This window comes from Brucella sp. JSBI001 (genome assembly GCF_026014005.1).
In the GTDB taxonomy this organism is placed as follows: Bacteria; Pseudomonadota; Alphaproteobacteria; order Rhizobiales; family Rhizobiaceae; genus Brucella; species Brucella anthropi.
In genome coordinates this window covers 4051525-4064798 of sequence record NZ_CP110339.1, presented here as the reverse complement: position 1 = coordinate 4064798, position 13274 = coordinate 4051525, and the positions used below count along the sequence as shown (strand labels likewise).

The window sequence follows — 13274 nt, the reverse complement described above, 5'->3', positions numbered from 1 at the left end:
TCAAGGCAAATTCGTGAAATGGCCCCTGATGGGGCCATTTTGCATTTTTATCGCGTTCGTCACGTGTAAAAGCACAATCCAATTGTGGCGAAGGAGTGTTTTTTGTGGGGCAATAAAAAGGCAGTGCAAAAAGTTATATCTTTACACGCTGATAAAGGCGCATATTCTGCGCACTGATTTGTGGGGTGCGGAAAATCGATTGCATGACGAATACAGCTGTTACAGGCGATAAACCGCCATTGTCCAATTTCGCGCGACAGCTGTTGCAGTTTCTCGACCGGGTGGAATATCGCCGCATCGTCCATGCGGAGGACCTCGAGGAAATCGGCCGTCTGCGTTACCGTTCCTACCGGACGCGCAATGTCATGCATGAGGCGGAAGTGCCGTCTATCGTTGATGATATCGACCGCGATAGCCATGCCTTCGTCTATGGCGTGTATGTGGACGGGCAATTGGTCAGCACGCTGCGCATCCATCACATTACGCCCGATCATCGTCGCGGCACGAGCTATGCACTGTTCCCGGATATTCTTGATCCGCTGCTCAATAGCGGTATGCATTTTGTTGATCCGACCCGTTTTGCCGCCGATCCCGAGCTATTGAGCGAATACCCGGCCATTCCCTATATCACGCTGCGCATTGCGGCGATGGCATCCGAATTTTTCGCGGCAGATCAATGTCTTGCCTCGGTGAAACCGGAACATATGGCGTTCTATAAGCGCATATTCGGCACCTCTGTCATGGCCGATGCGCGCGAACATGAAGGCTATGGAATCAGGGTCGGGCTTGGTTCCGCACCTATCCGCAATATTCGCGATGCGGTGGCGGTGCGCTTTCCGTTTTTCAAGTCGCAGCCGCATGAACGCCATGCGATGTTTGGTGACATGCGCAGCAGTTCCGTGCCGCTGACGATTTTGCCGACGGCGAAATATACTGGCCTCGGCGTATAAGAATCTAAAAACATCGCCGGATATTAAACAATTAAATGTAGCCAGAGGGGTGGTTTCGCTTTACGAAGATTGCGGAACCGCTTCTGCGGAGAGAGGGTAGTGCGACGAAAAGCCTTGCTGTCAAAGCATCGGTTTGTTCGGTCGCGCATTGAAGATTGCAGTTATTTTCGCTTAACATGACGGTGTACGGGCGGAAATTCTGAATGGGTGGAACTAAAATGGCAGAACATCATACGACGGCTCCGGCTGAACTTGGCGCACCGATGGATTATTCCGAGCATGAGAAAACTTATGCCGGTTTCACGGGCCTGGTTAAATGGGGCACGGTGGCGCTCGTCGCCCTTATGATTGCCATGGCGTTCGGCTTTTTTGCTGGTGGTTTCTTCTCCGCGACCGTTCTTTTCATTCTAGTTTGTGTCGCTGCCTGGTTCATCCTCTAGCGCATCCTTTCGCTGCCGGATGGAGACCAACCGGTGGCGCACGATGCAGCTTTGGTGCTGAACCGGGATTAACCCGCACGATTTGATCGAATGCCTTGGCATGGGGTACCGTGCCGAGGGTTTATGCATGTCTGTAGTTCATTTTTAGAGCGCATCCCGAAAAGTGTGAAACGGTTTTCGGACCAGATGCGCGTTACAAAACAATAGTTAGAGCGCGTGTCGATCTGATTCAATCAGTTCGAAACGCGCTCTAAAAGGGCTTCTTCCCGGAAGCCCGTAATGCCGCCTGACCGGGGGAACCCCGGAAGAACGCCACGAAAGGGAAACCAGCTTGGCCCAGACGTTATTTATCCCGAAAGAGAGTGACCCCAGCGAGACCCGCGTTGCTGCGTCGGCGGAGACGGTGAAGAAGTTCATCGCGCTCGGTTTCGACGTTGTGGTGGAAAAAGGCGCTGGCGAGAAATCGCGCATTCCCGATGCCGAGTTTACGGCAGCCGGTGCCCGCATCGGCACAGTGGCGGATGCCAAAACGGCGGATGTGGTGCTCAAGGTGCGGCGTCCGACGGACGCGGAACTCAAAGGGTATAAATCGGGCGCAGCGCTCTTCGCCATGCTTGATCCCTACGGCCATGAAGACGCCGTGGCGGCACTCGCCAAGGCCGGAATTTCGGCTTTCACGATGGAGTTCATGCCGCGCATCACCCGTGCGCAGGTGATGGACGTCTTGTCGTCGCAGGCCAATCTCGCCGGTTATCAGGCGGTGATCGATGCGGCGGAAGTCTATGACCGCGCCATGCCGATGATGATGACGGCAGCGGGCACCGTGCCTGCCGCCAAGGTGTTCGTTATGGGGGCAGGCGTTGCCGGTCTTCAGGCCATTGCAACGGCGCGCCGTCTCGGTGCTGTCGTGACGGCAACCGACGTTCGCCCCGCCGCCAAGGAGCAGGTCGCTTCGCTCGGCGCGAAGTTCATCGCCGTTGAGGACGAAGAGTTCAAGGCTGCGGAAACCTCCGGCGGCTACGCCAAGGAAATGTCGAAGGAATATCAGGCGAAGCAGGCCGCACTTGTTGCCGACCATATCGCCAAGCAGGATATCGTCATCACAACGGCGCTCATTCCGGGGCGTCCGGCGCCGCGTCTGGTTTCCAAGGAAATGGTTGCTTCCATGCGTCCGGGTTCCGTGCTGGTTGATCTCGCGGTCGAGCGCGGCGGCAATGTCGAAGGCGCAGTTGCGGGTCAGATCACTGACGTGAACGGTGTCAGGATCGTCGGTCACCTCAATGTGTCGGGCCGCATCGCCGCGAGCGCATCGCAGCTTTATGCACGCAACCTGATCGCCTTCGTCGAAACGCTGGTCGACAAGGAAGCCAAGGTCCTGAAAATCGACCCGGAAGAAGAGCTGGTCAAGGCTACGCTTCTGACCCATCAGGGCAAGATCTTGCATCCGGCGTTCGCCAAGGCTGAGACAGCACCGGCTCCGGCTGTTGTTGAAAAGGCTGCCAAGCCAAAAGCCGCGCCGAAACCGAAAGCGGAAAAACCGGCAGCAAAGGCAGCGGTGCCGAAGGCGGCTGCCAAGCCTGCGAAAAACGCACCTGCAAAGGCGCCGAAGACGACGTCTTCCCCCAAGTCTCCAGTTGATGGAGGAGAGGCATAATGGCCGATACAAATCTCGACAAAGCCCTTGAGGGCCTTAATCAGGCTGTGGACGCCGTGCGTCAGGCCGCGGAAAACGCCGGTGGTCTGGGCGATGCTGCGACGGCTGCCGCGCATGCCGCATCGGGCGGCGCAATCGATCCGTTCGTGTTCCGCTTTGCGATTTTCATCCTGTCGATTTTCGTCGGCTATTACGTGGTGTGGTCGGTCACGCCTGCGCTGCACACCCCGCTGATGGCCGTTACCAACGCCATTTCATCGGTGATCGTGGTGGGCGCACTTCTGGCCGTCGGTCTTTCGCTTTCGGGCTGGGCAACCGGCTTCGGTTTCATTGCGCTCATTCTGGCGAGCGTCAACATTTTTGGCGGCTTCCTGGTCACCCAGCGCATGCTCGCCATGTACAAGAAAAAAGAAAAGTGAGGCTGAACCATTATGAGCGTTAATCTCGCAGCCTTCCTTTATCTCGTTTCCGGCGTGCTGTTCATTCTGGCACTGCGCGGCCTGTCGCATCCGACAACCAGCCGTCAGGGCAATATGTACGGCATGATCGGTATGGCGATCTCCATCGTCACCACGCTTCTGCTGGCGCGTCCAAGCTTCGGCGGTCTGGTCCTGATCGTCATCGGTATTGCCATCGGTGGCGGTATCGGTGCCGTTATTGCCCGCCGCATCGCCATGACGGCCATGCCGCAGCTTGTTGCCGCGTTCCACTCGTTGATCGGCCTTGCCGCCGTTCTGGTGGCCGCGGCCGCAATTTACTCGCCGCATTCCTTCGGTATCGGCGAAGTGGGCCAGATCCACGGTCAGGCGCTGATCGAAATGTCGCTGGGCGTGGCCATCGGCGCAATCACCTTCACAGGCTCGATCATCGCCTTCCTCAAGCTTGACGGTCGCATGTCGGGCAAGCCGATCATGCTGCCGGGACGTCATGTCATCAACGCCGCTCTGGCCGCAGCCATCGTGTTGCTGGTTGTTGTGCTGGTGAACACCGAAAGCCATTTCGTGTTCTGGCTGATCGTGCTTCTGTCGCTGGTGTTCGGCGTGCTGATCATCGTGCCAATCGGCGGCGCAGACATGCCGGTCGTGGTCTCCATGCTCAATTCCTATTCGGGCTGGGCAGCGGCAGGCATCGGCTTCACGCTCGGCAATCTGGCGCTGATCATCACCGGCGCGCTGGTCGGCTCTTCGGGCGCGATCCTGTCCTACATCATGTGTAAGGGCATGAACCGTTCGTTCATCTCGGTCATTCTCGGCGGCTTTGGCGGCGATACGTCCGGCGGTCCGGCTGGCGAGGTCGAACAGCGCCCGGTCAAGCAGGGTTCTGCCGACGATGCGGCCTTCATCATGAAGAACGCTTCCAAGGTCATCATCGTGCCGGGCTATGGCATGGCTGTGGCGCAGGCGCAGCACGCGCTGCGCGAAATGGCTGACAAGCTGAAGGCCGAAGGCGTGGAAGTCAAATATGCCATCCATCCGGTGGCCGGTCGTATGCCGGGCCATATGAACGTGCTTCTGGCCGAGGCCAACGTGCCTTACGATGAAGTGTTCGAGCTGGAAGACATCAATTCGGAATTCGCGCAGGCCGATGTGGCTTTCGTGATCGGCGCGAACGACGTCACCAATCCGGCTGCGAAGACCGATCCGAAGTCACCGATCTTCGGCATGCCGATCCTCGATGTCGACAAGGCTGGCACGGTTCTGTTCATCAAGCGCGGCATGGGCTCTGGCTATGCGGGCGTGGAAAACGAACTGTTCTTCCGCGACAACACCATGATGCTCTTCGCCGATGCGAAGAAGATGGTGGAGAGTATTGTGAAGGCCCTCGATCACTAGGCCTTCGATATTCGGGTTCTGGCGGCCTGCAAATGGCGCGGTTCTGCGCTTCCGGTGCTCATGTACGTTAAGTACCCTCCGCTCCGGTTCTCGAACCTCACCATTTTCGGCACGCCATTTCCCCGAATCTCATAAGGCCGGGGTGCCCGGTTGGAAAACAAAAAGGCGGCTTCGAGCCGCCTTTTTGTTTGAGTTTTCGATCGGGCTTCAGCCGTAGATCATCTTGTCCTGCAACGCGCGCAGTTCGGCGATCTTGGAGCCCGGCTGCGGTGCCGCATTGGCATAGGTGATGAGTTCGCCCTTCCTGATCGGGGCGATGACCGTGCCGTTCTGGAGCAGGCCGCAGGGGATGGCCTTAGCCGCACGCGCTTCAGGCGTCGTCATGATCCACGAGCGGTAGCAATATTGCCCGATGGCATCCAGATGATCGCCCGGACGCAAATCCTTCTTGGCGACGGCGCAGACTTCCGCCACAGGCTTTGGCAGCGGCACCATATCGGTCTTGCCGTGCAGCACGACGCGCGCCACGGTGAGCGGTACTTCCAGCGAGGTGAGGTGGAAAGGCCGATGGAAGGTGAAGTAGGGGCCTTTGCCCATCTTCAGGTCTTCCAGGCGCTCGACCAGGCGGGGATGCTCCATCTTGGCAATCACGAAAACGCCCGGCGATACGCCGCGCCCGATGGAATAATCGACCACGCCCGATTTGTTGAGCACGCCGCCGTCTTCCTTCGGAATCAAAGTGCGGTTCAGCTCGTCAATGGCTGCCTTGGGGCCATGCATGCCCGCAATGTCGGGCACAAGCCCGGTGGCGTTGGCGATGGCCGCCATTTCAACCATCGTTTTGGAACCATCGACGAATTCCACCAGCAGGCGGACATTCATATTCCGGCGGTCGGCTTCTTCCTGATAATCGTCTGGGATCGCGTCGAAATTGAGCGGATTGTTCTTGCCCTTGCCAGCGGCCACGACCTTGTGCCCCATGGCGGAAACGAACTCGATCAGTTCCATGCAGGATGACGGCTCGTCGCCCGCGCCAAGGGAATAGATCACGCCCTGCCTGTCGGCCTCGGCCTTGAGGTAGGGCCCGATTGTGACATCCGCCTCGACGTTCATCATGACGAGATGCTTGCCATTCTGGATGGCCTTGATGCCGGTCTCGGCACCCACTTCCGGAATGCCGGTCGCATCGATGATGACATCGAGCAGCGGATTGGAAAGGATCAGGTCATTGTCATCGGTGACGGCGATCTTGCCGTTTTCGATGGCGCTGGTCATTGCGGATTCTGTGCGGGCTTCTCGCGCGTTTTCCTCGTCGCCATAGGCGGTGCGGACAGCTTTGAAAGTGTTGGGCAGTCTGCGGGCAGAAAGAGCGCCGACTTCGATGCCCTGCATCCGCGCCACCTGCGTGACGATGTCGGTGCCCATTTCGCCAGCGCCAATCAGACCGATGCGGATCGGCTTGCCGGTTTCCGCTCGCGCTGCGAGATCGCGCGCCAGTCCTACCAGTGCCACATTTGTCGTCATGAAACTCTCCGCAAAACTTCAAGGCCGCTTCTTCGCGGTAATTTTGTCACGCTTATGTTGTTATAGATGCGTATTGGATGAACAGTCTCTATATCAACACTGACAGACGCGCATCCCCAAACTGCGCGACAAAATATGCATCCCTTTAGTGGGCCACTGGAGCCAAAATGAGCAGCGTATCCCCTTTCGATCTCGTGATCTTCGACTGTGACGGCGTTCTTGTCGATAGCGAGCCGCTTTCCTGTCTGGCTTTCGAGCAGGTCTATGCCAATCACGGCATGAAGCTGCCGGAAGGAACGGTCGCCAAGGGCATCGGCATGAAGCAGGCCGATATCATGAAGATGATCGAGGACATGACCGGGCACCGTCTGCCGGAGGAGGCCACGAGCCAATTCTGGCCCGAGACGAAAATCCTGTTCGCGGAGGCTCTGCAGCCAACCATCGGCATTGCCAATTTCCTGCGCGATCTGCCGCAAAAGCGTTGCGTGGCATCGTCGTCGCAGCCGGAGCGTATCGCATTCAGCCTGGAAAAGACCGGCATCAGCCATTATTTCGGCGATGCCGTTTACTCGTCCAGCATGGTCAAGCGCGGCAAGCCGGCGCCAGACCTGTTCCTGTTTGCAGCCGACAAGATGGGCATCGATCCGGCGCGTTGCGTGGTGATCGAGGATTCTCCCTTCGGTGTCGAAGGCGCTATCGCGGCAGGCATGACGGCATTCGGCTATACGGGCGGCGGACATACTTATACCGGACACGCCGAAAAATTGACAGGCAGGGGCGCGCATCGGGTTTTCTCGCACTGGGATGATATAGCACGGGAAATTCTGGTTGCCGCCTGAGTTTTATGGGTTAAACACAAGGCAAATCACATCAGCAGGAATAGCCAGCGAATGAAAGACGCAATCACGCTCGACCAGTTGCGCGAGGCAATCGGCACGGAAGTCGGATGTTCCGAGTGGCGCGAAGTCACGCAGGAAATGATCAACCAGTTCGCAGATGCGACCGACGATCATCAGTTCATCCATGTCGACCCGGAACGCGCCGCCAAGGAAACGCCGTTTGGCGGCACCATCGCGCATGGCTTCCTGACGCTGTCGCTACTCTCTACGCTGGCTTACGAAGCGCTTCCGATGCTGGAAGGTGCTACGATGGGCATCAATTACGGCTTCGACAAGCTGCGCTTCATGTCGCCAGTCAAGACCGGCGCCCGCGTGCGCGCCCGCTTCAAGCTGGCGGATGCGGATATCCGCCCGTCAGGTCGCGTGGTCAATCATTATGATGTGACGCTGGAAATCGAAAACTCGCTGAAGCCTGCGCTGACGGCCACCTGGCTGACGATTGCCGTCGTGGAGCCGCCGGAGGCTTAAGCAGTTCAAGCCGCTTCGCTATGCCGAACTGGAAGCCGTCCTTCTTCATCGAGAGGGGCGGCTTTTCCTTTGTGTTCGGTCATCAGATCGCGGAAGAAGAACGGGCCGTGCAGGAACATGCCGAAATCGTAGAAGTTCTTCTTCTCCGCCCCGCGCATGTAAAGCAGATGCATCAGGAAGAAATTGCCCTTCGACCGCTTGTAGCGGTTTTCGCTGTGCACGTTCTTGAAGCGGATGCGGTTGATAAGCGGCGGGTTGGTGGTCTCTAGCTTCAGAACCTTGGCCGGGTCCGAGCCGTAGAAGTGGATAATGTCGGTCAGCACCTGGAATTCCGACCACAGGACCGGGCTTTCCTCGATCACTACGCGCACGTCCTCGCGCAATGATTTCGCCTTGGGATGGAGAGCGATCATCATCAGGCATGAGCCGATGGCGAGCAGCGACACGGGCTGTTTTGCCAGAAGATCGGGACGCACACGCTGCAGGTCGGCAAGCGCCTCCACTGCCGGAACCGTGCCAAGACTATGCGCAACGATGATGACCTCATCAGCATTGCTGGCTTCGATCTTCTGCTTCAGGGCTTCCGCAAAAGCCTTGCGCCGCTGGTTGAGCTTCTCGTTGCGCCCGTGGATACGATCATAGGCCGCAGACCAGTCGTCGAGCAGATAGGACATGAAAAACCGGTCGCCGGGTTTGCGCACGAGCAGGGTTGCGAGGACGGCGGCAAGTGGAACCGACCACAGAAGATGCAGCGCGGAAAGGCCTGCTGCCATCGGTGTGAAAGCGAGCAAGGCTGCGATAGCCAGAATCGCCAGCGACAGCAGAAATGGCCACAGGAAAAACAGGACAAAGCGCCAGCTCGTCGTCAGATAGCGCCACAGCGTTCCGGTGAAGAGGATGTTCAGGAATGCGTGAAAGCCGGTCAGCATCCGCTTCGGTGTGGAGCGCGCGGCGTAATCGTCAAAAATATCCGCAGTGCCGAACTGGCAGAATTCGGTTTCCGTCTGCCAGCCATTGCCCACGGTGACGGCAGTGGTCGTGCCGCAATCGTCAGGCTCCTCGGTCATGGGCGGAAGCTTGGTCTTTGCCTTCCACAGGCGGTCGAAATCCTTCAGGGCCTGCGCGTGGCGCACGCGGACGGCTTTCGGGTGCAGACCTTCATAGCCTGTGAACTGGATAACGAGTCGTTTGCGGAGGGGCATCAGGAGAATCGGATAAATTGAGAGGAGGCATTATCGGTTTGCTGGCAAAATGCTATGCATAGCTATTGAGGCCGAATTATGCGGGAAACGCGTGCCGCTTAGCCTATTCGCGCGGTTGCGGCCATAGTAATTCGTGTGCAAGCCGGTATTTCACGCAAGCCGGTGGGCAAAGTTGCATCTTGAGGTGGACAGGCTAGGCTCTTTCTGGTATTAGCCACGACCAATTTGCAGCGTATCCGTTGCGAAGCTTGGGAGCCTTTGGGCGTTGCTCGGCCGGTCAGACCGGCTGAAATCGTTAAAAGACCCCCTAACGGCCTCAGGCTTAACCGAAATTCTAACCGATACGGGAATACACGTGCAGGTACTCGTCCGCGATAATAATGTTGATCAGGCTCTCCGCGCTCTCAAGAAAAAGATGCAGCGCGAAGGTATCTTCCGCGAAATGAAGATGCGCGGCCACTATGAAAAGCCGTCCGAAAAGCGCGCTCGCGAAAAGGCAGAAGCCGTTCGTCGTGCACGCAAGCTGGCCCGTAAGCGCGCTCAGCGTGAAGGCCTCATCGGCGGCCGTCCGGGCGCTCGCTGATCGACCTTGAAAACAGGCGCTGCTGGACAGCGCCTTTTTTGCTTTCCGGTGCTGGCTTCAGCTTGCGCCGGATTTTGCACGTTTTGACTTCAGATATTTGAGGTTGTTTCCCGCGCAGTGTGAAGCGATTTTATGTCGGCTAGTGGATTGAATTTGACGTTTGATACCCGTCCGACATTAATCCCGTTTCAAACGTCGGAATCAGACCACTAGATGTATTTTCATAACTTCGAGCCTCTATTTTTAATGCAGCGTTACGAAAAGTTTCTGGACTTCTTGCACGCCATTATGTGTAAAAACAAATAATTAGGATATTCAACTGTCAGGCGGGTTATCCGAAGGCAAGCCAAGCTTAAGAACATGCCGCCTTTTTGCTGTTTTTATCTGCTGGTTGAGACCAGTATAATACCGTAACAGACAGAATAGCCCGGCATGAATTAGCTCCGGAAACCGGGCTGGCACGGGATGGAAAAGAGGCAGAAGGGCCTTGCGCCCCTATGCGAGCTGAAAGGAATGCAGTCGTTGCCCACGCGCTTGAAGATGATGCAATCGTCTGGAACAGGTCGAAACGGCCTTCTCATTGCCGCCGCACTTCTGGCTTTGACCGTTGCCGGCTGCCAAAGCTCCACAACCACCGCACTCAGCACTGTCGATAAGGCGCAGGGGTCGAGCGAGAACATCAGTTCGCTGACAAGCGTGATCCAGAGCAATCCGCGCGATCCGGAAGGCTACAATGTGCGTGGTTCCGCCTATGGCAAGTCCGGGCGCTACAAGGAAGCGCTGCGCGATTTCGATCAGGCAATAGCGCTCAACCCGAATTTCTATCAGGCCTATGCCAATCGCGCGCTGGTCTATCGCTATATGGGCGACAGCACCAAGGCCGTGCAGGATTACAGCAAGGCCATCCAGCTTAATTCGCAATATGACGCTGCCTATATCGGGCGCGGCAATGTCTATCGTCAGGCTGGTCGTCTTGATCAGGCGCTCAGCGACTTCAATCAGGCTATTGCCCTGCAGACCACCGACGGTCGCGCTTACCATAATCGCGGCCTGATCTATCAGGCCAAGGGCCAGCACAAGCAGGCCATCGAGGATTTCTCCAAGGCAATTTCGCTCAATTCCACGGCACCGGAACCTTATAACGGTCGCGGCATTTCCTATGTGGCGCTCGGCGACTACGACAATGCCTTCGATGATTTCAACACAGCCATTACGCTCGATCAGAATATTGCGGAAAGCTGGGCCAATCAGGCGCTTGTCTACGAGCACAATGGCGACAAGGCCAAGGCTGCGAATTCCTATTCGCGCGCGGTACAGCTTGATCCGAAATACCAGCCTGCAAAAGACGGTCTGGCCCGCACACGCGGATAACCTTCGATATTATCAAGAATTGAAGAGTGATAGCGGCGTTTTCCAAAATCGAAAGCGCCGCTTTTCTTTATAGTTGGCCGCGATATATTGAATCTTATGTCGCTCTTCGATCACATCGGTTTCAAAGCCCGTAACGTCAATCGCAGCCTTTCCTTTTACGAAAGCTGCATGCCTGAACTTGGCCTGGAGGTCATTGCCCGATCAGGCAGCGGTTTCTTCGTCAGCGGGGGAGAGCGGGCGCCGGTTCCGTTTCTGTGGATCCATGGCAGCCACGATGGTGCAGGCGCTGGCGAGGACAAGCCCGGCGACCGCCTGCACCTGATGTTTACAGCCGGAAGCCGCGAGGCGGTGGAGGCGTTTCATGAGGCCGCGCTGAAGGCAGGCGGCAGGGATAGCGGCGGCCCGGGCTATCAGGGACCGGAAGAGATGGGCTATTACGCGGCACTGGTCTTCGATCCCGACGGAAACACGCTGGAAGCGGGTTTCCGCGAGAGGAAAAGATAAACGGACCAGTAAAGGGTCAGGCGCGCAGGTTGCGCTTGTCCAGACGGCTCACCAGCCGGTCGCCGATCCACTGGATGCCGCAAACCATGATGATGAGGATGATCACGACTGCGATCATGATCTGCGTCTCAAAGCGCTGATAGCCATAGCGAATGGCAAGATCGCCGAGACCGCCAGCACCGATGGCGCCCGCCATTGCCGATGCGCCGACCAGAGTGATGATCGTGACCGTGAAGCCCGCGATGATGCCCGGCAGGGCTTCCGGAACCAGCACTTCGCGCACGATGGTCCAGCGGTTTGCACCCATGGAGCGCGCGGCTTCGATGAGGCCGTGGTCCACTTCACGCAACGACACTTCCGCAATACGCGCATAATAGGGAATAGCGGCAATGGAAAGCGGCACGATGGAGGCCCATGTGCCGATGGACGTGCCGACGATGAAGCGCGTGACGGGAATGAGCGCCACCAGCAGAATGATGAACGGAACCGAGCGGAAGCCATTGATGATGGCGCCGAGGATCGTGTTCAGCGTCAGGTTCTGTGCGAGGCCACCCCGTTCAGTCAGGATCATGATGAGGGCAAGCGGCAGACCGACGACGAGCGAGATCAGGCTCGAAAAGCCGGTCATGATGATGGTCTCCCAGAAGGAGCGCCAGAGAAGATCAAGCATCGCCTGAGACATAGCCGAGTACCTCCGTGGCGTCTGCATGGGTGTTGAGATAGGTGATTGCGGCGTCGAGTTTCGCCTTGTCCTCAGCGGGCAGGCCGATGAAGAGCGTGCCGACCGGCTCACCCTGGATCGTATCCATGCTGCCGTGGATCAGCTGCGGTGCCACGCCGGTGGCAGCGGAAACATCGTTGAAGAAAGCGCCTTTTGCGGCTGCGCCTGACAGCTTTACCTTCAGCACGGCGAGGGCGCCGGATTTTTCCAGCTGGTCGCGCCAGACGGCAGGCAGTTCCGGCGTCAGCACCTGCAACATGCTTTGCGTGACGGGCGATTGCGGATTGGCAAAGACTTTCCAGACCGGACCTTCCTCGGCGATAGCGCCGTGGTCGAGCACGATGACGCGGTCGGCAATGCGGCGGATGACTTCCATCTCATGCGTGATGAGCAGGATGGTAAGGCCGAGCTTGGTGTTGATGTCTTTCAGCAGCGCGAGAATGGACTGCGTGGTTTCCGGGTCGAGCGCGGATGTCGCTTCGTCCGAAAGCAGCACAGCCGGTTCGGCAGCAAGGGCGCGGGCAATGCCGACGCGCTGTTTCTGACCACCGGAAAGCTGGGCTGGGTAATGCTTTGCCTTGTCGGAAAGGCCAACCAGTTCCAGAAGTTCCGCAACACGCCTGGCGCGTTCGGCCTTCGGCTTGCCCGCGATCTTCAGCGGCAAAGCGATGTTTTCCGCAACCGTCTTGGCCGAAAGCAGATTGAAATGCTGGAACACCATGCCGATGCGGCGGCGCAAGGGGCGCAGTGCGTCTTCGCCAAGACCAGTGATTTCGCGACCTTCGATCAGGATCGAACCGGCATCCGGCTTTTCAAGGCCGTTGACGCAACGGATCAGCGTGGACTTGCCCGCGCCGCTGCGACCGATGATGCCGAGAATTTCGCCGCGCGCGACGGAAAGCGAAACGCCGTTGATAGCTGCCGTATCGCCGAACATTCGGCGCACGTCTTTCATCTCGACGATGGGCGCTGATGTGGCGGGTGGCTTTTCAATGGTCACGGTCGTTTCTTCTATGTCTGGATAGGCCGCTGCGAACAGCGGCTGTTTTATTAAGGTTCAAGGAAGGATGATGCCTCGCTCAAGCCATCAGCTTTTGCTGTGGCGATGCTTTAGGGCAATTTTTGT

Annotated in this window: 14 protein-coding genes; 10 read left to right on the top strand and 4 right to left on the bottom strand. The window is 57.6% G+C overall.

The window, feature by feature from the left end; genetic code table 11:
- Nucleotides 1-203: 203 nt before the first annotated feature.
- From LJ361_RS19355 to LJ361_RS19335, 5 genes are all read left to right on the top strand, one after another.
- Complete coding sequence (locus LJ361_RS19355; RefSeq protein WP_010659449.1) at nt 204-950, top strand: N-acyl amino acid synthase FeeM domain-containing protein; 747 nt, start codon at nt 204-206, stop codon at nt 948-950.
- Between the two features lie 218 nt (nt 951-1168).
- Entirely contained in the window at nt 1169-1390 is a 222-nt protein-coding gene (locus tag LJ361_RS19350) for an aa3-type cytochrome c oxidase subunit IV (protein ID WP_010659450.1), read from the top strand.
- A gap of 331 nt (nt 1391-1721) precedes the next feature.
- Nucleotides 1722-3044: a Re/Si-specific NAD(P)(+) transhydrogenase subunit alpha gene (locus LJ361_RS19345; RefSeq protein WP_151576227.1), complete on the top strand. Its 1323-nt coding sequence runs from the start codon at nt 1722-1724 to the stop codon at nt 3042-3044.
- Nucleotides 3044-3463 (top strand): proton-translocating transhydrogenase family protein, encoded by a 420-nt coding sequence (locus tag LJ361_RS19340; protein ID WP_010659452.1) that lies wholly within the window; start codon nt 3044-3046, stop codon nt 3461-3463. The genes LJ361_RS19345 and LJ361_RS19340 overlap by 1 nt, the downstream gene beginning before the upstream one ends.
- A gap of 12 nt (nt 3464-3475) precedes the next feature.
- Nucleotides 3476-4876 (top strand): NAD(P)(+) transhydrogenase (Re/Si-specific) subunit beta, encoded by a 1401-nt coding sequence (locus tag LJ361_RS19335; RefSeq protein ID WP_010659453.1) that lies wholly within the window; start codon nt 3476-3478, stop codon nt 4874-4876.
- Nucleotides 4877-5083: 207 nt separating this feature from the next.
- Here LJ361_RS19335 and LJ361_RS19330 read toward each other — a convergent pair whose 3' ends face one another.
- Nucleotides 5084-6400 carry a 1-deoxy-D-ribulose 5-phosphate reductoisomerase gene (locus LJ361_RS19330; RefSeq protein WP_010659454.1) on the bottom strand — a complete coding sequence of 439 codons (1317 nt, stop codon included), beginning with the start codon at nt 6398-6400 and terminating at the stop codon, nt 5084-5086.
- A 167-nt stretch (nt 6401-6567) separates the two neighbouring features.
- Here LJ361_RS19330 and LJ361_RS19325 point away from each other — a divergent pair, with 167 nt between their 5' ends.
- Together LJ361_RS19325 and LJ361_RS19320 are read left to right on the top strand one after the other, a co-directional pair.
- Entirely contained in the window at nt 6568-7239 is a 672-nt protein-coding gene (locus LJ361_RS19325; RefSeq protein WP_012091465.1) for an HAD family hydrolase, read from the top strand.
- Between the two features lie 51 nt (nt 7240-7290).
- Nucleotides 7291-7767, top strand: a complete 477-nt coding sequence (locus tag LJ361_RS19320) for a MaoC family dehydratase (protein WP_010659456.1) — start codon at nt 7291-7293, stop codon at nt 7765-7767.
- Between the two features lie 5 nt (nt 7768-7772).
- Here the strand turns inward: LJ361_RS19320 and LJ361_RS19315 are convergent, their stop codons facing one another.
- Complete coding sequence (locus LJ361_RS19315) at nt 7773-8969, bottom strand: alpha/beta hydrolase (protein WP_010659457.1); 1197 nt, start codon at nt 8967-8969, stop codon at nt 7773-7775.
- A 355-nt stretch (nt 8970-9324) separates the two neighbouring features.
- Here LJ361_RS19315 and rpsU point away from each other — a divergent pair, with 355 nt between their 5' ends.
- The 3 genes from rpsU (at nt 9325) to LJ361_RS19300 (ending at nt 11427) form a co-directional block, all read left to right on the top strand.
- On the top strand, nt 9325-9552 hold the full coding sequence (rpsU, locus tag LJ361_RS19310; protein ID WP_010659458.1) for a 30S ribosomal protein S21: 228 nt from the start codon (nt 9325-9327) through the stop codon (nt 9550-9552).
- A gap of 513 nt (nt 9553-10065) precedes the next feature.
- On the top strand, nt 10066-10923 hold the full coding sequence (locus LJ361_RS19305; RefSeq protein WP_010659459.1) for a tetratricopeptide repeat protein: 858 nt from the start codon (nt 10066-10068) through the stop codon (nt 10921-10923).
- A 96-nt stretch (nt 10924-11019) separates the two neighbouring features.
- The gene (locus LJ361_RS19300) at nt 11020-11427 is read left to right on the top strand and encodes a VOC family protein (protein ID WP_010659460.1); all 408 of its coding nucleotides are present in this window, start codon (nt 11020-11022) and stop codon (nt 11425-11427) included.
- A gap of 16 nt (nt 11428-11443) precedes the next feature.
- Here the strand turns inward: LJ361_RS19300 and LJ361_RS19295 are convergent, their stop codons facing one another.
- Entirely contained in the window at nt 11444-12109 is a 666-nt protein-coding gene (locus tag LJ361_RS19295; protein WP_010659461.1) for a methionine ABC transporter permease, read from the bottom strand.
- Nucleotides 12090-13148, bottom strand: a complete 1059-nt coding sequence (locus LJ361_RS19290; RefSeq protein ID WP_010659462.1) for a methionine ABC transporter ATP-binding protein — start codon at nt 13146-13148, stop codon at nt 12090-12092. Before LJ361_RS19290 ends, LJ361_RS19295 begins: the two co-directional genes overlap by 20 nt.
- Nucleotides 13149-13274: the final 126 nt, after the last annotated feature.